The organism is Oscillospiraceae bacterium MB24-C1, from assembly GCA_030913685.1.
In the GTDB taxonomy this organism is placed as follows: domain Bacteria; phylum Bacillota; class Clostridia; order Oscillospirales; family Ruminococcaceae; genus Yanshouia.
Genome location: CP133187.1, coordinates 930,380 through 952,115 on the forward strand (window position 1 = coordinate 930,380; position 21,736 = coordinate 952,115).

General features: G+C 47.0%; 20 protein-coding genes. 5 read left to right on the forward strand and 15 right to left on the reverse strand.

All coding sequences use genetic code 11. The features are described 5' to 3' along the window. Positions 1–19 precede the first annotated feature (19 nt). The 3 genes from RBH76_04560 (at position 20) to RBH76_04570 (ending at position 4,060) form a co-directional block, all read left to right on the forward strand. Entirely contained in the window at positions 20–1,039 is a 1,020-nt protein-coding gene (locus RBH76_04560; GenBank protein ID WMJ84703.1) for a sensor histidine kinase, read from the forward strand. Next, complete coding sequence (locus RBH76_04565) at positions 1,036–2,544, forward strand: sugar ABC transporter ATP-binding protein (GenBank protein ID WMJ84704.1); 1,509 nt, start codon at positions 1,036–1,038, stop codon at positions 2,542–2,544. The genes RBH76_04560 and RBH76_04565 overlap by 4 nt, the downstream gene beginning before the upstream one ends. 298 nt (positions 2,545–2,842) lie before the next feature. After that, positions 2,843–4,060 (forward strand): iron-containing alcohol dehydrogenase, encoded by a 1,218-nt coding sequence (locus RBH76_04570; protein ID WMJ84705.1) that lies wholly within the window; start codon positions 2,843–2,845, stop codon positions 4,058–4,060. 67 nt (positions 4,061–4,127) lie between these two features. Here the strand turns inward: RBH76_04570 and RBH76_04575 are convergent, their stop codons facing one another. The 10 genes from RBH76_04575 to RBH76_04620 form a co-directional block, all read right to left on the reverse strand. Further along, the gene (locus RBH76_04575) at positions 4,128–4,922 is read right to left on the reverse strand and encodes an ABC transporter ATP-binding protein (protein ID WMJ84706.1); all 795 of its coding nucleotides are present in this window, start codon (positions 4,920–4,922) and stop codon (positions 4,128–4,130) included. Between the two features lies 1 nt (position 4,923). After that, complete coding sequence (locus RBH76_04580; protein WMJ84707.1) at positions 4,924–5,895, reverse strand: ABC transporter permease; 972 nt, start codon at positions 5,893–5,895, stop codon at positions 4,924–4,926. A gap of 128 nt (positions 5,896–6,023) precedes the next feature. Beyond that, on the reverse strand, positions 6,024–7,043 hold the full coding sequence (locus RBH76_04585) for an ABC transporter substrate-binding protein (GenBank protein WMJ84708.1): 1,020 nt from the start codon (positions 7,041–7,043) through the stop codon (positions 6,024–6,026). 449 nt (positions 7,044–7,492) lie between these two features. Next, complete coding sequence (locus RBH76_04590) at positions 7,493–8,536, reverse strand: DctP family TRAP transporter solute-binding subunit (protein WMJ84709.1); 1,044 nt, start codon at positions 8,534–8,536, stop codon at positions 7,493–7,495. Then, positions 8,520–10,115 carry a response regulator gene (locus RBH76_04595; protein WMJ84710.1) on the reverse strand — a complete coding sequence of 532 codons (1,596 nt, stop codon included), beginning with the start codon at positions 10,113–10,115 and terminating at the stop codon, positions 8,520–8,522. The genes RBH76_04590 and RBH76_04595 overlap by 17 nt, the downstream gene beginning before the upstream one ends. Next, complete coding sequence (locus RBH76_04600; GenBank protein ID WMJ84711.1) at positions 10,108–11,595, reverse strand: sensor histidine kinase; 1,488 nt, start codon at positions 11,593–11,595, stop codon at positions 10,108–10,110. Before RBH76_04600 ends, RBH76_04595 begins: the two co-directional genes overlap by 8 nt. A 145-nt stretch (positions 11,596–11,740) precedes the next feature. Next, on the reverse strand, positions 11,741–13,027 hold the full coding sequence (locus tag RBH76_04605) for a TRAP transporter large permease (protein ID WMJ84712.1): 1,287 nt from the start codon (positions 13,025–13,027) through the stop codon (positions 11,741–11,743). Then, positions 13,027–13,512 carry a TRAP transporter small permease subunit gene (locus RBH76_04610; protein ID WMJ84713.1) on the reverse strand — a complete coding sequence of 162 codons (486 nt, stop codon included), beginning with the start codon at positions 13,510–13,512 and terminating at the stop codon, positions 13,027–13,029. The genes RBH76_04605 and RBH76_04610 overlap by 1 nt, the downstream gene beginning before the upstream one ends. 76 nt (positions 13,513–13,588) lie before the next feature. Continuing rightward, on the reverse strand, positions 13,589–14,665 hold the full coding sequence (locus RBH76_04615; protein WMJ84714.1) for a TRAP transporter substrate-binding protein: 1,077 nt from the start codon (positions 14,663–14,665) through the stop codon (positions 13,589–13,591). A gap of 351 nt (positions 14,666–15,016) precedes the next feature. Then, complete coding sequence (locus RBH76_04620; protein WMJ84715.1) at positions 15,017–15,448, reverse strand: iron dependent repressor, metal binding and dimerization domain protein; 432 nt, start codon at positions 15,446–15,448, stop codon at positions 15,017–15,019. Positions 15,449–15,559: 111 nt separating this feature from the next. Here RBH76_04620 and RBH76_04625 point away from each other — a divergent pair, with 111 nt between their 5' ends. Then, a complete protein-coding gene (locus RBH76_04625; protein WMJ84716.1) occupies positions 15,560–15,796 on the forward strand; it encodes a FeoA family protein in 237 nt (78 codons plus the stop codon). A 16-nt stretch (positions 15,797–15,812) separates the two neighbouring features. Beyond that, positions 15,813–17,957 (forward strand): ferrous iron transport protein B, encoded by a 2,145-nt coding sequence (gene feoB / locus RBH76_04630; protein WMJ84717.1) that lies wholly within the window; start codon positions 15,813–15,815, stop codon positions 17,955–17,957. 310 nt (positions 17,958–18,267) lie between these two features. On the opposite strand, the gene RBH76_04635 is transcribed toward feoB, so the two are convergent. From RBH76_04635 to RBH76_04655, 5 genes are all read right to left on the reverse strand, one after another. Continuing rightward, positions 18,268–18,660: a polysaccharide pyruvyl transferase family protein gene (locus tag RBH76_04635; GenBank protein WMJ84718.1), complete on the reverse strand. Its 393-nt coding sequence runs from the start codon at positions 18,658–18,660 to the stop codon at positions 18,268–18,270. Then, positions 18,605–19,345, reverse strand: a complete 741-nt coding sequence (locus RBH76_04640; protein WMJ84719.1) for a glycosyltransferase family A protein — start codon at positions 19,343–19,345, stop codon at positions 18,605–18,607. The genes RBH76_04635 and RBH76_04640 overlap by 56 nt, the downstream gene beginning before the upstream one ends. A gap of 217 nt (positions 19,346–19,562) precedes the next feature. Then, positions 19,563–20,081, reverse strand: coding sequence for a citrate lyase holo-[acyl-carrier protein] synthase (locus RBH76_04645; GenBank protein WMJ84720.1), 519 nt, complete (start codon positions 20,079–20,081; stop codon positions 19,563–19,565). A gap of 63 nt (positions 20,082–20,144) precedes the next feature. Beyond that, positions 20,145–21,164, reverse strand: a complete 1,020-nt coding sequence (gene citC, locus RBH76_04650) for a [citrate (pro-3S)-lyase] ligase (GenBank protein WMJ84721.1) — start codon at positions 21,162–21,164, stop codon at positions 20,145–20,147. Between the two features lie 136 nt (positions 21,165–21,300). Then, positions 21,301–21,735 (reverse strand): hypothetical protein, encoded by a 435-nt coding sequence (locus RBH76_04655; protein ID WMJ84722.1) that lies wholly within the window; start codon positions 21,733–21,735, stop codon positions 21,301–21,303. Position 21,736: the final 1 nt, after the last annotated feature.

Below are 21,736 nucleotides of genomic sequence, written 5' to 3' on the forward strand. Positions count from 1 at the left end.
GAAAGGAATGGTCAAAAGTATGAACCGGATCAAAGTCGGTTGGGGATATCTTTCTTTTCGCTTGGCTGTTCTGCTGGCTGTTGGAAGTCTGGCAGCACTGCTGGGCGCTTTGCTGCCCATTCCCCCTGTGATACTGGTGTCGGGCTGGCTGGCTTTTGCGTATCTGGGTTGGGTACTGGTGGTACGTCCGTATTGGCGAATAGAGCGGATGCTGACTTTGTTTTTAGAGGGGTATCCAATTTCCGAAGCCGAGGAGGTACGCGACTGCGCGGTTTCGCCCGCCAACAAGCAACTTTTTGACCAGATGCGGGAACTGTTAAGCCCCATGCAGCTTTTCCATATGAATAAACGACAGGCACAGTATTTGGCGCTGCAAAACCAGATTAATCCGCACTTTCTTTATAACACGCTAGAAAGCATCCGCAGCGAGACGTTATTGGCGGGGTTAAAAGAGGTGGCTGAGATGACGGAATCGCTGGCAACCTTCTTCCGCTACACCATTACCAAGGTAGAAAACTTAGTTTCGGTAGAGGAGGAGCTGCAAAACTGCGAGACCTATTTTAGCATTCAACAGTACCGCTTCGGCGATCGGCTTAAGCTTGAAATTCGTTGTGCGCCCGAGGAACGTGAAGAAATCTTTCGTTGTCGCCTGCCCAAATTGACAATGCAACCAATTCTGGAAAACAGCATCATTCACGGAACCGAGCTTAAAGTGGGAACAGGGCATCTGATCATCTATTTGGAACAGACTGAGAAGCGGCTGCTCATCCGTATATCCGATGACGGCCTTGGTATGGACGAGGAAACGCTGGCCAAAATCAACCGACGCATGGGCAAGGGGAACTTTGACATCGCCTTGCAAGAGCAAGAAAAAGGTGGCCTTGCCCTTGCCAATGTGAACAACCGCATCCGATTGCTATTTGGTGAGGAATACGGTCTGCATGTGTTTTCTATCCCCGGAGCGGGAACCGATGTGGAAATCACCTTACCCGCCATTAGCAGTGACCGGGAGGTTCAAAATAGCGAGGTACTCTTATGAGACGAGAAGTGCTGCGAATGGAGCGTGTATGCTGTCTGGAGCAAGATGTTATCCAGCTGGAGGATTTTAACCTGAGCATCTTTTCCGGAGAAATTATGGGTCTGCTGCCTTTAAACAACCATGGACTGACCGCGTTGCTAAAACTGCTGCAATACAACACACCGCTGCGGTACGGCTATGTCTATTACCGCGAGGAGCAGGTCAACACATGGCGCACCGCAAATCATCGTTACAACCGTATCGGGCTGATTCAAAGTGAAAGCTGCTTAGTTGAAGATTTGACGGTGGTGGACAATATCTTTGTGCTGCGGCAGGGTTTTAAGTCCTGGCTGGTTGAGCCTCATATCCTACGCGAACAATTGCTGCCTTTTTTAGAGAGCATTGATATTTTTATTTCGGCCGACTCCTACGTAGGGGATCTGTCCCCATTCGAGCGGATTGTGGTAGCTGTGCTTAAATCGGTGGTGGCGGGTTACCGGCTGATTGTGCTACGCGATATTAGCGCAAGCCTTTCAGAAACCGAGCTACGGAAGATACACCGCTTACTTAACCACTATTCGGAACAGGGGTTTTCGTTTTTGTATGTAGACTTCCATTTTGAAGAACTTTGCCAAGTGTGTCACAAGGTGGCCCTGATGTCCAATGGCAGAATAATAAAGATTCTTAAAACAGATGCCGATACACCGGAGACTTTTGAGCATTATACTAAGGTATACAACGGCAAGGTTCGGCCGCAAATTGCCAAAATTGGGACTGCCGATAAGACGTGTGAGCCTGTTTTTGAAATGGCGCATATGCGGGGCCAATGCATCCGCGATTTGAGTTTTCATGTGGCAGCTGGCGAATGTGTGGTTCTTCAGGATTTGGACCACCAGATTTTTGGCGAGCTACTTGCTGTACTCTACGGAGAGACAAAACCCAAAAGCGGCACCATTCGGCTGGCAGGAAAGCCGGTACTGCCCCGGCCGGGTGCGGAGATTGCGGTCATTCAAGAGCTGCCAACCAAAACCATGCTGTTTGAGGAATTAAGCTACTTGGACAATCTTTGCTTTACGCTTGATTGCCGATTGCCCGAAGTTTGGAGAAGCCGCAGCGTACGAGAAGGAATACGCAGAGAGTATACACCGCTGCTCGGCAACAAGGTGTTTGACCGTCGGGTGGATATGCTCAACGAAATGCAAAAATACGAGCTAATATATCATCGGGTGGCCATTCAGCGGCCTAAGGTAACGTTTTGTATTCAACCCTTTCGTCGCGCGGACATGGAACTGCGTATGCACATTTGGGAGCAACTGAAGATGCTGCTAGATCAAGGGATTGCAGTGGTAATTCTAGCGGTCACATTGGCAGACAGCTTGTCGTTGGCCGATCGTCTCATCCGCATTCGAAAAGGAAAAATCGAAAAAATCTACGAGAGATCCAACTTTCACACAATGTCGATCAGTGCGCCGTGGCTTACGTTATATCAGGACGTCTATCCACCGACCGAGGATGTACCCAAATAAAACGAGTGACTCAAAAGGGGTCATTACGAACGTGGGATTGCCCTTCGCTTCAATCAACTCACCCAAGCCCCCAGTCTAGTGGTGTTTTTTGATTATAAACCAAAAGCGGCAGCGATTGATGAAGGCATATGGAAAGCCTGAAAGCGGTAATGGAAAAAAGAGCGTGAACCAAAACACAGCAAAAAACGAATAATGTGAATTTTTTATAATCTTTGTTAATTTTTTAATTTTCTAGTTGACTTTTACATTATTTGTGAGATAATTAAAAAAATAACAATGTTTGATGGAGGTATTACTAATGGCTAGGTTTACACTACCGAGAGACATATATCATGGCAAAGGTGCACTTGAGGCACTGAAAACATTTGAAGGCAAAAAAGCGGTTATCTGCGTTGGCGGCGGCAGCATGAAAAAATTCGGCTTTTTAGATAAGGCCACAGCATATTTGAAGGAAGCGGGAATGGAGGTTCAGATTATCGACGGAATCGAGCCGGATCCTTCGGTAGAAACCGTATTAAAGGGCGCAGAGAAGATGCTGGAGTTCCAGCCTGACTGGATTATTGCGATGGGCGGCGGATCCCCTATTGACGCGGCAAAGGCGATGTGGATTAAGTATGAGTATCCCGACATTACCTTTGAGGATATGTGCAAGGTTTTTGGGCTGCCTAAGCTGCGCAAAAAAGCGCTTTTCTGTGCGATTTCATCCACTTCCGGTACCGCTACCGAAGTTACCGCCTTTTCTATCATAACCGATTATTCCAAGGGGATTAAGTATCCGATCGCCGACTTTGAGATTACGCCTGACGTTGCGATTGTTGATCCTGATCTGGCGGAAACGATGCCCAAAAAGCTTGTTGCGCACACCGGTATGGATGCGATCACGCACGCCGTTGAAGCGTTTGTTTCCACCGCACATTGCGACTACACCGATCCGTTAGCGCTCCAAGCCATCAAGATGGTTCAGAACGATTTGGTCGCGTCTTATAATGGCGATATGAGTAAGCGCGAAACCATGCACAATGCACAGTGCCTCGCCGGCATGGCATTTTCCAACGCACTACTTGGTATTGTTCACTCGATGGCGCATAAAACCGGCGCAGCATTTGCTGATCTGGGTGCGCATATCATACATGGTGCAGCCAACGCAATGTATTTGCCAAAGGTTATCGCATTTAACGCCAAGAACGAAACCGCTGCACAACGCTACGGCGTTATCGCGGATTACATGGGACTTGGCGGTTCTACAACTGAGGAAAAGATTAAGTTGTTGATTAACTATCTGCGTAAGATGAACGATGATTTGAATATTCCACATTGCATCAAGAATTACGGTGCGGACAGCTATCCGACTGAAAACGGCTTCGTGCCGGAAGCGGTTTTCCTTGAGAGATTGCCCCAGATCGCCGTTAACGCAATCGGAGATGCCTGCACAGGTTCAAATCCCCGCCAGATTACCCCGGCTGAAATGGAAAAATTGTTAAAGTGCTGCTACTACGATACTGAAGTTGACTTCTAAAAATAAACTAGTTACTAAAAAGTCAGAACCACCACTAATGTGATGGTTCTGACTTTTTATATACCCGCTATGCCAGTATGGCTTTATCGTTAGCAAATTCTTTACCGGACACAACTTCAAATTTATGCATTAAATCAGCTACTGTTAGCTTTTTCTTTTCTTCGCCTTTAATGTCTAAAATGACCTTGCCCTCGTGCATCATGATCAGACGATTGCCATGGGCAATTGCATCTTTCATGTTGTGTGTAACCATTAAAGCCGTTAAATTGTTTTTGGTAATGATCTGGTCCGTAACACGAAGCACTTTTTCAGCGGTTTTAGGATCAAGTGCGGCGGTATGTTCGTCCAAAAGTAATAGCTTTGGCTGCTGCAATGTAGCCATCAGCAATGTCAGCGCCTGCCGCTGACCACCGGACAACAACCCAACTTTAGCCGTCAAACGATTTTCCAGTCCCAAATCTAAAATTTTTAAAAGCTCATGATACTTTTCCTTTTCCCGCCTAGAGATACCCCAACCCAATGTGCGACACTTGCCGCGGCGGGAAGCCAATGCAAGGTTTTCCTGAATTTCCATGGTTGCAGCAGTCCCTGTCATAGGGTCTTGAAAAACACGCCCCAGGTAAACTGCTCTTTTATGTTCCGGTACGCCGGTAATGTTTTGACCATCTAGAACTATTGCGCCTTGATCAACAGGCCACACCCCTGCAACAGCATTTAGCGCCGTCGATTTACCGGCACCATTGCCGCCGATAACGGTGCAGAAATCACCAACGTTAAGATGCAGGTCAACTCCGTTTAAAGCAACTTTTTCATTAATGGTACCAGGATTAAATGTCTTGTAAACATCTAATATTTTTAACACTTTACTGCCCCCCTTTATTGCACATTGCTTTTAGAGCAGCCTCAGACAACTTTGCAGTGCGTCTAAAGGAACTTTTGCTTTTCGCCTGAAGGTGAGGAACTGCCAGAGAAATAGCAACAATTATTGCAGTGAAAAGCTTTAGGTCATTAGAATTTAGCTTCAGCCAAAGAACTACACCGACAACAATGTAATAAATAACACCGCCAAACACCACAAAGACCATACGGAGTGCAAAGTTCGGGAACTTTCTTAACAAAACACCGCCGAAAACCTCCCCGATGATAACAGCCGCCAGACCAATCACGATGGCGCCGCGTCCCATATTTACGTCCGCGAAGCCTTGATACTGTGCCATAAGTCCACCTGCTAAACCGATAATACCGTTAGAAATTGAAAGTGCCAAAACCTTGGTAAAGTTTATGTTTATGCTGTTGGCTTTACTCATAGCCGGGTTGCAACCGGTAGCGCGAATTGAACAGCCCTGTTCGGTGCCAAAATACCAGTATAAGACCGTAATTAGAACAACAGCCAAAAGACCAGCGGTCAAAATCGCCTTTGAAACATGCATAAGAGAAATCAGCAGCTTATATTTTTGAACACTAATAGCTTGGTTTGCAGCCATTCCCATGATATGCAAATTGATAGAGTACAAAGCTATCTGGGTTAAAATACCGGAAAGAATCGGCGGAATTCCCAATGCGGTATGCAACAAGCCGGTGACAAGGCCTGCTGCTAATCCCGCAGCCACAGCAATAAGTAGAGCGACCGGCACAGGAAAACCGGCAAGCGTTAGCATAACAGTGACTGCGCCTCCAGTCGCAAAAGATCCGTCGACAGTTAAATCTGCAAAATCCAGCAAGCGAAAGGTAACATAAACACCAAGCGCCATAATACCCCAGATCAGTCCCTGCGCGATGCAGCCTGGAATGGCATTTAAAAGGTTAAGTGGGTTAAGGGTCGCAAAATAGTTCATTCTTTTTCCTCCAGTTGAGATACAGAAAGGTACTGCCAAAGCAAATCACAAAAACCGTTTCTCTGAAAATGAAGGGCGCTATATTTCAACAGCGCCCCTTCAATGTTTTAGAAAAACCTTTGCCTATACTATTTGCTCTCAATAGCCGTGTAATTTCCGGGAATTTTAACACCGAGCTTTTCAGCGCGATCGGGCATATATTTATAAGTAGTTTCAGATGCATATTGGACTTCCATTGTAGAAACATCCGCACCGTTTACAAGGATTTCGTAAGCCATCTCGCCTGTTGTGTAGCCAATATCATAATATCTGATTGACAAGGTAGCAATACCGCAGCCTTTGCAAGCACCTTCTTCACCACAAACAACAGGAATACCAGCAGATTCTGCAACGTTGTTGATTGCTTCAGTGCAAGAAGCAGCGGTATTATCAGTTGGAATATAGATAACATCGCTGTTTAAGCAAGCGTTCTGGGCAACAGCAGTAACGTCGTTGGTGTCGGCAAAAGTGTATTCAGTCAACGTGTATCCCATTTCAGTCAGATACTTCCCAATTGTTTCAACCTGATACTTTGAGTTTGCTTCTGCGGAGCAATACAAAATCCCTATATTTTTCGCATTTGGAAAAAGCTCCTTAATCATTTCAGCCTGCTTATCCAGAGGTGCCAAATCAGACGTACCGGAAACGTTGTATCCGGTTACACCGGTCCAATTATCAATATCCAGCGCAGTGGCATAGTCGGTAATAGAAGTTCCAAGTACCGGAATCGTGTTTGTTGAGGAAACAGCTGCCTGTAAAGCCGGTGTCGCATTGCCAAGTATCAGATCATAGTTATTGGAAACAAACTGGTTGCAAATAGTGGAGCACGTTGTGGAATCTCCGGCCGCGTTTTGCTCGTCAAAGACAACCTTATCGCCCAGCTTTTCAGATAGTGCGTCTTTAAACCCTTTTGTAGCAGCATCAAGAGCCTCATGCTGCACCAACTGGCATATACCAATGTTAAATACGGTGTCGGCATTAGAAGTGCTAGCTGCATTGGACGCTTGCGGAGACTTTGTTGAAGCTGCGGCTTCACCGCTGGTATTGCCACAGGCGACTAGGCTCAATGCCACTGTCGCAGCCAGAATAAGAACAAGAAACTTTTTCATTTTTCAAATTCTCCTAATTAAAATATTAATCGCCGCTTTAAAGCTTTAAAGCGACATAATCATTATATCATTTGACTTCAAAAAGTTCAATGTTTATGTTCACCATAATTAGCGATGCTTTAAAGCGCTAAATTCAACTATTTAAACAAGTCTGTGACAAAACTACCGCCGGCTGTATCTAAAAGCTTAAAATTTGCATTCCCTCAAAGATTGTATATGAAAACTGTAAAGAATCACTATCAAAATAAGATGCAGCCTATTTTAGCCTAAAAACACTTGCCGGGATTCTATGCACATTTTTGTCGGCCGGGTTATATGCAAAAATAGTTCCTCGTAAATAAAAATTAACAGCCGGAGGATAGCCCTCCGACCGTTAAAAAGCAAGCGTCTGTTACATTAGCGCAACCTAAACCTTGAACTAGGATACGTCTGTAATAAGGATTTTCTTTTTACTTCATTGATTTAATAAGCCCTATCTCTTTTGCATAATGCTGATATTTGTCGTAGATAGGTGCAGTTTGGATGGTGAACATCGAAGTTGTCCAGGGGTTTGTTACCACCTCGCATTTGTCGCCCTCTAAAAACTTTGCCGCTTTTATTTCCGCCTGGCTGTAAGCTTTGCGTTGAACCGCCACAGACTGTGCAGCAGCCTCGCGTATTATCGCCTGATCCTCTGGCGAAAGCGTATCAAAAACATCTTTTCCAGTTATGAGTATGCTTGGCGCCATAGAGTGCCCATCAAGCGTAATATACTTGGCCTCGATGTAATAGCGGCTGCTTATATAATTTAGCAGACTGTGTTCCAGGCCATTTATACGCCCTGTTTGCAACGAACGGTATATGTCGCCGTAGGCGAGGCTCACCGTCTGCGCCCCCAGAAGCTCCACCATGTCGGAATAGATCTGATTTTTCGGAACGCCAAGACGCAATCCCTCTAAGTCAATGGTACGGCTCACCATCCTTACCGAGTTGCAATAGATGCGCTGTCCTTCATCATAGAAGGCCAGTCCAATTATTTTATTCTTTTCAGCCGATGATAACAGCTTCTGCCCCAGCTCACTATCGAGCACCTTGTGAAGATGTTCCGTGCTTTTTATGAGATACGGTAACTGAAGAATATCCAGTATCGGCGCATAATCCACCAGCGCAGCGGTATCCACACACGCAAAATCTATTCCACCAAACTGCACCTGCTCAGCGATAGCGTATTCGTCGGTTCCAAGCTGACCGTTGCAGAAAAGTTCAATTTTGATTCTTCCGTCAGTCTTTTCAGATACCAGCCGGGAAAATTCCGCTGCGCCCAGCGAGGAAGGATAGCTTGCTGAATGTATTTCTGCAAGGCGCAGATAAATAACATCTTTTTCATCGCCCGATTTGCCGTCCATCACTTGTGTTCTTATTACAACGGTGATTATGATTAAAAAAATTGAAAACGCGAGAACACCAAATACAGAAAAAAATGAACTGGAATATTGCTTATTCGGTTCGTTCACGCCCATCACTCCGTTTCAGTAAGCATTCTTCAAGCTTCAGCGCCTTCTTCTGGAATTTAGAGGGCGACATTCCGGTTTCACGTTTGAACACACGCGCAAAATAATTTGGCTCGCTGTATCCGACGCTGTAGCAGACGTTTTTAACTGATACGCCCGGTGAGGAAAGAAGCTGCTTTGCATTTTGTATCCTCATCTGGGTGAGATATTCTATAAATGACTTATCAAACTGTTGTTTAAAAAGACGGCTGAAATAATAAGTGCTGAAGCCGACTCTTCTAGCAGCGTCCTCAAGCGTTATATTGTTTTTGTATTCCACCTTGATGTAATCGACAATTTCTTGCGGCCAAGTGTCGTTGTCTGCGGCTTCATCAGTTATCAGGCGGTCGATGATCTTTTGCAAATAATGTAATGCGAACTGTTTTTTATCCTCGGCGTCAGAGAGTGCCAGCAGCCGTTCCCACAGCGGATAGCAGGGAGATACCGACACCTTTTCAAGCGCCTTGCGGTTAAGCAGCACAAGCAGCTCATATATCCTTATCGCCGTTCTATCGTTCTCTTCAATTATGGTGTTGAGCAAATGCTCTAGTAGCAGGTGGGTATCATCGAACTGCTTTTGCTCAAGATGCTCACACAACAGTCGCTCCTGCGTACTTTGCGAACCGAAATGCTCGGAGCTGAGCATTTTAGAAGAGAACCAACCGATGATTTCTCCGGCTGGCAGCTTTACGTTTTGCGCTTCGATAAAGCCCATTGGTAGACGCGCAATATCGGGCGAAAGGCTGCCGAATGATGCACTAGCCGTTATGCCGTTTTCAGAAAATATGTTGATGAGTATCTTGATAAAGTCGTTGTAATAATCTTGATCATGATAGCTGTCTGACAGCAGCGCGATATAGAGCTTGTCAAACCTGCGACATGAGGGTACATAAAGACCCTGCGTACCCTGACGCTGAACTGCTGTAATGCAAAACTCGCGGTATTTTGAAACGGCAGCCGAACCTGAAAACCCGGCATTTCCGTTAGATTTCAGCGTTATCACTGCTGCAATACCATATTGAACATCCGGATAAAGCTCGGTTATCATACTTTTGAGCGTTTGCTTGTCCACGCCTGCAAATACAATCTCTGAAACAAGCTCGCTTTCAAGATATCCTGCGCTGCTAAAAGACTCGGCCTCCGCAATGCGAACAGTCGACTCACGTAGCGAATCGACAGCCCTCATGGCGGTTTTAAGGGCTTGTTCCACAGTTTCGTCACTCGCGGGCTTGACGAGAAAATCCACAGCGCCGAGGCTCACGCTGTCCTTGGCGTAATTGAAATAAGTGAAGCCGGTGAGCATTATTATTTTGCAATCGGGATATTTTTCAAGTATCAATTTGGCGGCGTCTATGCCATTCATTCTCGGCATCTTGATATCCATAATGACGATGTCGGGAGCGAATACCTCAGCAATATCCACGGCGCTTCTTCCGTTTTCAGCAAGTTCGATGTCAAACTGTTCTTTGAAAAGCTCATGGGTAATATCTTCAAGCGCTTCGCGCTCAACAGCTTCGTCGTCGGCGATAAGCAGTTTATACATCTTCTTCCTCCCTTTCTTCAAGCGGTAGTGTAATGCATATCAGCGTCCCATGACCTCCGGATTTTATGCGGATACCTGCACCACTTATCAGTCCTATACGCTTTATAATATTTGTCAGGCCTATTCCGGTGGTGTGCCCAGTGTGCTTCATTTTGCCACTGCACAGGTTTTCCAGACATTCTCGAGTCATGCCTACGCCGTTATCATATACGCGTAGCAACATCATATTTTTGCGGCGGCGTGCATCGATTAATATTGCACCGCCTTCCTCAAGATCCTCTATTCCATGGATGATTGCATTTTCCACCAGCGGCTGTAAAAGCATGCTGGGAATAAGTACGTTTTCACATTGGCCGTCGCCCGTCACCTTGTATTGTATTCTCTCGCCGAAACGATGCTTTTGAATGTAAATATATTTTTGAACGATCTCCAGCTCATCCTTGAGTGTAGAAAAGTTATTGATGTGATTCAGGTTGTAACGAAACAGGTCGGCAAGGCTGTAAATAAGCGTGGTTGTGGTTTTGGGCGTATCACGCACTGCTGCGCGCGCAATGACATTGAGGGTGTTAAAAAGAAAATGTGGATTTATCTGGCTTTGTAGCGCCAGATATTGTGACTCGTTGAGCAATTGGCTCATTTTAAGGTTTTCCAGTTCCTTCTGATGCAGCTCCATCTCCAGCTCAGCGCGCTTGTTGAGATGCTCTATTGATTTTTCGACGCTTGCCTTCATGACGTTGAAGCTTCGTGTGAGCTGCCCCACCTCGTCATCATTAGTTATGGGCAGATCAGGCGTGTCAAAGTCGCCGTTGCTTATCCGCTCAGAGGCGTTTGCCAGCGCCGTTATGGGGCGGGCAATGTAGCTGGAAAAGTTGATGGTCAATAGCAGGCAGAACAACGCGTTTGCAGCAAGAAAGGTGAGGTTGAGCGAACTCATGAGATCAGCCCGCTCGGTCATACTTTGTTGGTTCTTGGCGTTTTGCGTCAACAACAGGTTCAGGTGGGCGCTTATGTAGCTCGATAGATACCTAGACTTGCTTTGCATACGGTAATAGGTGATGTAATAATCAACCTCTCCGGCGTTCACCTGCCAGAAAATCAGATTGCAGTCTCGGATAAAATTTTTCGCGGTGTTGCTTATAGCGCGCAGGCTGTAGCTTTCAGGAATGATTGTATCTGTCTTTGAGCAAAGGGATTCAATGAGCCTTTCTACCTTTTTGCGCTCCTCGGAATACACCGTATAGGCCTGCGGTCGCTTTTGCTCTACATATATGTCCACCTGTTTGCTTATCGTCTCAAGAGATGAGGAAAGCGCATTGATACTGTAGTATACCTGCTGACTCTGGGTATTGAAATTTGCTATCGTTTTTACCTGCCGAGAGTAGTAGAGGCTGGTCACGGTATTAAAAATTATCATCAAAGCAAAAACCACCGCCAGCTTATAGCGTAGCGATAACCGCTTGTATCTTGATAGTATTGACATCGTTACCATCTCCTGTATGAAATAAAAACGCCCGAGTACAGCAATCACTTTATTATACCAGCATTCAACCCTGTTGAAAAGAAATAGAAAGCTAAAGCATCCCCATCTGGCTTTAAACCAAACGGAGATGCCCAAAAATGATACTTTAAAATGCTGCTGGAAAGAGAGTTTGGGGTATCACAAGGAAAACGTTGGGGAAGCAAACCAAAATGGTAAGAACCGCCAATGCTGCAAGAAAATACGGCAGCACACCCTTAAAGGCTTCCTCTATGCTCAAGTCGCTAATTGATGAGGCAATGAGCAGGCAAAGACCATATGGCGGGGTGGTGAGGCCGAGCGCAAGCGTGATGACGATGATAAGGCCCAAAATGAGGGGGCTTATTCCAAGTGCCTTGGCAGAGGGAAGGATGATCGGCACAAACAATATCATGGCGGGAACGGAGTCCATAAATGTTCCTACGAACAGGAAGAAGGCCACCGTTACAAGAATGAAAAACATGCTGCCGCCGGGCATATTGAGGAAGAACTTCTCAACGATTACATTGAGCTGATAGTAGCTCAAAAGCTCACCAAGTGCGCAGGCTGTAGCGAGAGCAAACAGCGAAAGCGAGGACTGCTTCGCAGTATCGACGAGAATTTTGGGCAAATCCTTAATGCTTAGCGAGCGATAGAAGAACAGGCCAATGATAAGAGCATAAACGCACGCAAAAGCGGAAGATTCGGTTGGCGTAAACATGCCGGTTACAATGCCACCGATAAGGATAACGGGTGTAAGGAGTGCAGGCAGCGACTCCAGTACCATTTTGATAACGGTTTTAACAGGTACACGATCCGATTTGGGGAAGTTGCGCTTTTTACCCATGACTGCAACGACGCTCATCATGGCAAGGCCTATCATTAATCCGGGGAGCATGCCGCACAGGAACAAAGCGCCGGTGCCAACGTTTGCTATGCCAGAATAGACCACCATCATGATGCTTGGTGGGATGATTGAACCAAGTGTGGAGGAGGCTGCGGTAACACCAACCGCCGTACCCTTGTCATAGCCCTGTTCCTCCATGGCGGGAATAAGAATCTTTCCAACACCGGCAGTATCCGCCTGAGAAGAACCGGAGATTCCGGCGAAAATCATCGAGATAAGTATGTTGGCGTGCGCCAGACCACCCCTGACATGGCCAACAAGCGCAACACAAACTTCGATTAACCGCTTTGTGATAGCGCCGGAGTTCATGAGGTTGGCCGCCAGAATAAACAGCGGGACGGCAAGCAGCGTAAAGCTGTTGAGGCCGTTAAACATCTTTGAGAACACGACCATATTGGGTATTGCATCAAGCGAAAGAATTCCAATGAGTGATACCGCACCAAGAGAGAAGGCTATAGGCACGCCGATAGCGATAAAGACAATAAACAGAATCACTAGAATGGCAAACATTATGCCTCGCCTCCTTTCCTGATAATTTTAATATTGATATACAGCTTTTCAAGGATATAAACTACCATGGTAAACGCGCTTACGGGAACACACAGCCATGTGGGTCCGCGCTTGAACGCGGGGATGCTCACCCACTTATAGTTCCAGAACTTTTTGGTGAGCAGCGTCCCATAATAGAACATGAATACGCAAAACCCGAGCATGACAAGAAGAATAACAATGTTAAGTGCCGCTCTCTTTGTTGGATTGGTAATCTTGTCTTCAAGCGCTGTGAATGCGAAGTGTTTGTCATCTCTGACCATGGCGGCAGCGCCAAGGAACACAGATATGATGAAGGAATACATTGAAACATCCTCGGTCCAAAGGGCGCTGATACCCAGGTAGCGGGTTAGCATCTGCGCTATTACCGCTATAAGAAATATACCCAATGCTACCGAGCAGAAAAACACTTCGACTTTTTGTAAAATGTCGATAGATCTTTTCATTAGTAACTCTCTTTCTCGAAAAAAGCCACCCGAAAACTCAGGTGGCTCTTCGTTTTGCAAGTTGAAACAGGATGCTTTACGAACGGGCAGCGTCGCGAACCATCTTCAGGTAATCTTCCATGCCGTTGTCGGCAGCGAACTTATCCTGAATCGGAATAGCAATCGCCTTGAACGCTTCAATGTCCATATCCTTGAACTCGGTGACAACGCCGCCGTCAGCGATGACCTTAGCCTTGGACTCACCCATCATAGCGTAGGTAACATTGCGCTCTTCGGCAGTGGCCGCAGCAGCTGCTTCGTCAATCCAGCCCTTCTGCTCGTCGGTCAGACTCTCATAGAAGTTGCCATCCATAAGGAAGAGGCGGGTGGTAAAGTCATGGTGAGTCTCACCGACATACTTACCATTGGTAGTTTTGTGATGATCCTTGAGCATGAAGTTAGTGTAGTCGTTCTCAGCAGAGTCTACAACGCCCTGCTCAAGTGCCTGATAAAGCTCGCCCCATGCCACCTGGGTGGGGATAGCGCCACACTGTTTCCAGAAATCACTTACAACACCGGAGGTCTGGGTACGAATGGTGATACCCTTCACATCGGCGGGGGTCTTTATAGCCTTTTTGCCGTAGTAATCACGAACGCCGGCAGACCAGTAGCCCATGATGCGGAAATCCTTGTTGGTCTTTTCGAGAATAACGTCACGCATTGCGTTGCCGAACTCACCGTCGAGGGAAGCCTCCCAGTGGTCAAAGTCATCGAACAGATAGAGAAGGGAGAGCATATCAACTTCGGGAACGCCAATGGCGGTCATGAAACCAGGGGAAGCAACAACCATCTGGCAGGCGCCCATGTTCAGCTTCTCAATAAGCTCGTTCTCGTTCTCACCGAGTGTACCATCATGGCAGGTAACGGTAATTTTGCCGCCAGAAACACTCTCGGCGACTTCCTTAAACTTTGCAAGGCCGAAGTGATAGGGGTTTTCGGCAGAGGTTTGGTTTGAGGCGATTATAAAGTTGAGGGTGGGGGTCTCAGAAGCGGCCGCACTGCTTTCCGCGGGAGCAGCGGAGGACGATGCGTTTGACTTTGTAGAACTGCCACAGCCTGCAAAAAGCGTCAGTGCAAGTGCAGACGAAAGGAGAACTGCGATGAACTTTTTCATTTTTTTCTCTCTCTTTCCTTGAGCACACATTCGTTAATAAATGCGCACAAATTTATTAATATAATAATTATAATGTGAAAATTAGTTTTAATATATATATATTATTGCTGAGTAACAATAATATTTTGTTCGTTTATAAAGCAGTAGCGGGCAATTTTAATTTTATCTTAGCATTTTTTTGCTTAGCAAGATACTTTATTGCTCTATGAGACAATAAAACATCAGTAAATATAGCGATACTACACATTTTTTACCCATCGTGACATAAATCGTTCCTACGTGGAAATCGAAGTTTAGCTTTAGATATCAGGGCCATCCACGCGACAAAACGCGACTGGAAGTCCTTGTTTTTTATTTATCTTCTTTTACCAACCGTTTGATTAGCAAAGCAAGATTATTAACAGTCGTTCGGTCTAGAAAATGCTCAATTTTTTCAACCTGCTCAAGTTCATTTTCAGAAGCATTGAGCGCACATAAAAAACGGTGTATGACATCGTGACGATAAAGGAGATATTCCCCCATCTTCTGTCCCTTTTCAGTTAAAGTGATGTCTCCATATTTTTCGGTGTGAATATATTCGGCGTGGCTTAGCTGCTGTAGCATCTTAGTCACCGAGGACGGCTTTACATGAAGACGTTTTGATAAATTGCTAACCTTTATGCGGTTATTACCCAGCGTTATACGATAAATCATTTCAAGATAATCTTCCATTGCGGTTGTCAGCTCAATCTGTGTATTAAGCTGATAGCCTTTCATTGTATAAAATCCGCTTGTTTTATCCATTTTAATCGCCTCTGTCCCTTCGTATAATCGCTGTAACACATCACAAAGCAGTAGAATAATATAAGGTTGAATGTTTCCTTATCCTAAAATTATTCGAAGGGTGATCATTATATGAACCAGATTAACAGTCTCATCGACTTAATCCCGGGGCAGCATGCTACTGTGCGTGAATTGCGTTCAGCCGGCAGCATGCGACGTCGGTTACTGGATATTGGACTAATTGAAAATACCGAGATCGAGTGTATCGGCCGAAGCCCAGGTGGCGACCCCTCTGCTTTTTTAATTCGCGGCGCAGTAATTGCCATACGCTCGGAGGATTGTCACAATATTTTAATTCAGCCTTGTTAGAAAGCGGTGATTAGAAATGGGCCTGACAAACAGTTCAGTCGGTATTAAAGCGATAGATTCCGGTTTGGAAATTAAAAAGCGCGCACCCACCGATAAGGTGATCGCAATTGCAGGAAACCCAAACGTCGGTAAAAGCACCGTGTTTAACGGATTGACTGGAATGAATCAGCATACCGGCAACTGGCCGGGGAAAACCGTCTCAAACGCACAGGGGTACTGCTCTAGTAAAAGGCACGATTACGTTATGGTGGATATACCCGGTACATATTCGCTGATGGCCCATTCTGCCGAGGAAGAGGTTGCCCGAAATTTTATCTGCTTTGGGGAACCGGATGCCGTGGTGGTCGTCTGCGACGCCACCTGTCTGGAGCGAAACCTCAACCTTGTTTTACAGACAATCGAAATTTCTTCAAAAGTTCTTGTTTGTGTTAACTTAATGGATGAAGCAAAACGAAAAAATATTTCAATTGACTTACCAAAGGTTTCTGAACGATTAGGCGTTCCGGTTGTCGGCACCATCGCCCAAAAGAAAAGGAGCCTCACTAATCTTTTGGGTACGCTCGATAGCATTACGGATGGCGATCTTCATACTGCCCCCCTCAAAGTTCGCTATCCGGAAGAGGTTGAACATGCAATCGCCCTAATCGAACCGATTATCAAGCAAAAAACAGGTGGAAAACTTAACAGTCGGTGGCTGAGTCTAAAGCTTCTAGATCAGGATAAATCGCTCATCAAAGAGATCAACGCCTACCTCGGTGATAACTTTTTACAGGATGAAGAGCTGAGCGCAGCATTAGAAGTAGCAAAACTTCAATTAAAACAGAAAGGTATCGGGCCGGATCAACTTAAAGATAAGGTTGTATCCGCGCTCGTGACGGCGGCGGAAAAGATATGTCGGGGTGCAGTTATTTACGAAAAGGAAAAATACGATGCATTCGACCGTAAGGTTGACCGCATTCTAACCAGTAAGCGAACCGGCTATCCCATCATGATTTTGTTGCTGGCAATGGTGTTCTGGTTAACCATCAGCGGCGCAAATCTCCCTTCACAATTGCTGGCCAACGGTTTGTTCTGGGTGCAGGACCGGCTGACTGACCTTTTCCGCTTTATGAATGCGCCAGAATGGCTACACGGCTTACTAGTTCTCGGTGTTTATCGTGTTTTGGCGTGGGTCGTCTCGGTTATGCTACCACCTATGGCAATCTTTTTCCCGCTTTTTACACTGCTGGAGGATGCAGGCTACCTGCCCAGGGTAGCATACAACCTTGATAAACCTTTTAAATGCTGTTGCGCGTGTGGAAAGCAGTCTTTGACCATGTGCATGGGGTTTGGCTGCAATGCCGCCGGAATTATCGGGTGTAGAATCATTGATTCGCCGCGCGAGCGATTGCTGGCCATTTTAACAAACAATTTCGTACCTTGTAACGGGAGATTCCCCACGTTGATTGCCATATTAACCATGTTTTTTGCCGGCGTACAGGGTGGCACTGCTGCTTCTCTGTTATCTGCCATACTGCTGACTTCAGTAATCCTACTAGGCGTATTTGTCACATTCGCCGTCACAAAGCTACTTTCCAAAACATTGCTTAAAGGCGTCCCATCTTCATTTACATTAGAACTGCCACCTTACCGAAAACCGCAGATCGGCAAAGTGATTGTTCGCTCGGTTTTTGATAGAACACTTTTTGTATTGGGAAGAGCCGTAGCGGTTGCTGCACCCGCCGGTCTGGTGATATGGCTGATGGCCAATATAATGGTGGGTGGAACCAGCGTTTTAAATCATTGTGCTACCTTTTTAGACCCTTTTGCACAGCTGATGGGTTTGGACGGCGTTATATTGATTGCTTTTATTCTAGGCTTTCCCGCAAATGAAATCGTCATCCCAATTATTATTATGGCCTATATGGCCCAGGGGAGCATTCTTGAGCTGGAAAGTCTAGCGGAGATGAAGCAGTTGTTTGTGGCAAACGGCTGGACTTGGGTCACCGCAATCAGTACCATGTTGTTCTCGTTGATGCACTGGCCCTGCTCCACGACGCTGTTAACCATTAAAAAGGAAACGGGCAGCTGGAAATGGACCGCCTTGGCAATGGCTATCCCTACGGCAATTGGTATAGGCGCCTGTATTTTATTTGCGAGCATTGCAAAACTTTTTGTTTAGGCTTTCTCTCCCGCAAGAAAAAACAGCACAGAGCCATATGACGGCCTGTGCTGTTTTTCAGTTTTTATTTTCATAATCAAAAAGCTTTTAGGGAACACATTTGGTTAACCATTCTTGCAATGGTACTAAATATCAACATGCCAAAACTTCAATTCCTATTTATACACCACGCCAGATAAACTCTGGCACGCTCACGAAGCTTACCCTGTGTACAAATCATAGCGTGATACATTTCATCATTCATTTTGAACACGCCAATCTCCCCTGACAAAAGGTTTTCAGGCAACGCTAGTCCAAGGGTCTCAAAAAGCTAAACCACCCTGTCATCCCCACCTTTTCTATGCGCTAAAAGCGCAAGATGTACAGTCTTTTGAAACAAAAGAGAAAAAACGGTTCCATGAAATGAATTGGTATAGACCTGTTTGGCATTGTGGAAAAGTCCCAGCCACTCCTGTACCGTATAGCCAGCACAGGCCTGCGAGCCCATCTGTAAAAATATACCCGCACCAATACCGATTGCGGACACCCCAATTCCAACAAAGATAAGTTCAATGTCGGAATAAGTCTGTGCCAAAATGGACGAAAGGCAAATCGAAAGATGCTCCTGTGCATTATAACACGGCACAATCAGCGTTACGGTTTTGATGTTAGCCCCCTCCCTGCCGCGCTTTGAGGCGGGCGCGCAAAATATTGGCGTAGTCATGTTTTTCCTGATTGGCGAAGCTTATTCCCGTATTACTACCGTGGATGCGTCGGGAAAGCGTCACATCCTCCACACTGGCAACGGGCAGACCGCTATCCTTGAGTTTGAGCTGCCACGCAATGGTTTCGCCACTTTTAAGCGTGGCATCAAATAACCCGACCCGGCGAAATGCCTCTTTGCGTATCAAAGCACAGCCCGGCAAGCAGCCCGAGTAAGGCTCTTTGCGCGCACCGGCCAAATACCGTTGCGCATTCGGGATACCCAGCTCCACAAAATCCTGCGCGCGGGAGAAAACGGCAACCAGGTTGGGGGTTTGATGAAGCGCCTTCCAAAGACGTTGCAAGCTATCGGGGCAGAGCAGGTCATCGGCGTCTAGAAAGAAAAGATACCCGTAGCTACTGTGGGTAATACCATGGTTGCGCGCTGCGGCAGCCCCCTGCTTCACCTGCTGAATTAAGGTCACGCCCAAGCTCTGCGCTTTATCGGCAGTGCCATCGGTGGAACCATCATCCACAACGATAATCTCCAGAGGGAAATCCCTTTGCTGGTGCTGCACGCTTTCAATAACTTTTGCCAAAAATTTTTCTGCGTTATGGGCGGGGATGATAACCGAAACACCAGGCTTTCCCCGTTTATGTACGTCGCGAAGACTTTGGCAGTAGACTTTTTTCAACCGGTTAACCATCGTCTCATGCTCTGGCAATACCATTGTGATCATCAGGTGTTCGGGGCTTTTAATATAAAAAATCCACGGTTTCTTGTGTTGAAACCTTGGATTTATTTTCTACCTAAAGTAGCCAGCCTACAGCTACCGCCTGCTCTCTTGCCTTAAAATGCGCCCTATCTATAGAGCATACCGCAATCGCCGGCAATAGTAAGACTGACAATGGTTTACATCGACGTTATAACGGTCGTTGCTGTACCGATGGTAACTGCGCGCGGGCAAAGCGAATTAACTCCTCGCGTTTATGGGCGCGCGTTACCACACACACCGCCGCCTCCTTACCGCATAGAAAGCATCGGCGCGGCGGCAACCCAATATCACTTCTGCTCCATGCGTGTAGATCCTTCCCCATGACATCCAGATCTAGTAAGCGACCGCCGGGTAGCGTCTCCTCCTGCTCGACGCAAAAACGCTTTAATGATGCAGCAGTACAACGGCAGCCTGTCAACATCATGGGGCCGTCGGCAGTATCTGTAATTTCCAGACAGACCGGCGAAAAACCCGCCTGCGACAAATGCCCCATCAGCACTTGACATTGTTGATGAAACCAGACTGAAAAAGAAGGTTCGCCACGCGCTGGCAATGGTATGCAAAGCGTAGCCGACAAAAGTGACGGCCAGTCTGCCGCCAATGACCGGCGGCGCTGCCATCGCATTTCTCGCACTTTCAAAATATTATCCAGCTGCATATCGACCATTACCTTGCTCCACTTCTCATAATTAATCCACTGTATTTTAGGGCTATCCCGCGTTATACTTCCTTAACCGTTTGCCCCGATCAGCCGGGTGTACACGGTCTCAAAATCCGGACTATTCAGATATGCCCAGGTTGTGGCGGGTACAAGAGCTTGCACCTCGGCCTTCTTGCCTTGTGCCAGCAGCGCTCTGACACGGCTGGCACTTACCGCCTGACCTTTTAGCGCCAGCCTTTCGATAAGATGCACGCGAATACCCGCGGGTTCCAGCTGGGCAACTGCGGCGCAATTGTAAAGCTCGGTTACGGGCGAAAACGGTTCGGTACCCAAAAAGCGATCGGTAATCCCCAAAGAAGGCGCAATATAGCGGGCAAAGAGCGCCATATCGACAGCCGCCTGCACAGCGGCAAGCTCAGTCGAACGCGTAAAATAAGACGGGAAGGTCAAAGACGATATGACATAACGCCCGCCGGACAGCACCGTCACATTTGGCAGATGTGCAACACCCCTGCATAACAGCTCAAACCGCACTTCAAACGGAAATTCCGAGAGATTTTCCTGCACCGCCAGAATAATCACCCGATCGCAACAGCGGCTTGTCTGTTCAACAAGGTGCTGGTGCCCCAACGTGAACGGGTTGCAATTCATGACCACCGCACCCACCCGCCCGCGGGAGGGGCCTGCCTGAGCAGAAAGCGTACGGCAAAACTGATCTACACCCTGTGCGCCCCATTCCAGCAACGCGGCCTTTCCCGGCACAGAAACGACGGCGCGGAATCCGAGCTGTCTGAAATAGTCGGCTTTTTCAGGCTTAGTGAATAAGTGCAGGTGGTAGACGCCTTTTTGAGCAGCCACACGCAGCAGGTGGGTGACAACCTTGGCGGATAAATCCTCCCCCTGACAGGACGGTGAAACCGCGATCATTTGCAGCATATCTCCGACGAGCGAACCAGTCGCCAAAAGCATGTCGCTATCCTCTTCATAAATTCCCACGGTGTAATTCGGCGTCTGAGCTGAGCATGTCAATCCGCAGTGCTCAAGCAGTGGGAGAGCCGCTTGTATCGTGATTTTTCGCTCTAAATACATATCTTATTCCTCTGTTTCTCGGCGGGCTGCGACGTGTGGCACAACAGGTTAAACTGTTGTTTTTCTGGTGCTTGAGCCGCAAAACACGGGGAGCCGTCCCTGTAATCATCGAGCAATCTCCAGATAAATTCCATTCTTATTTATGCATATCCAGAACCCACTGTGGGGCGAGTTGCGGGGGTTCCTGTCCCAAAGCCACAGCCGCTTTGTAGGCCGCGATTGCCGCATCGCGCTTCTCTTCATAGGCTGCCTTTTCCTCGGCCTTTTCCAGCACTTCAAGAATCCTGTCGCGGGGAACGGCGGTAACGCCGTCGTAATCGCCCACGATCAGGTCACCGGGGCTAACGGTGATGCCGCCGCAGGTGACAGGCTGGTTGATCTCTCCGGGGCCTTTTTTGCCGGGGCCGCGCTGCATAAATCCTCTGGCATACACCGGCATGCCCAGCGCAATGCAGCCGTCGTTCGGAATGCCCAACCCCTTCATACCGTCGGCCAGCTGAGCAGTGCTAAGCTTAGAGGCGCGCACAATAATTTCCTCGGGCAAAAGCGCGGGCATTGGATGAAACGCCATA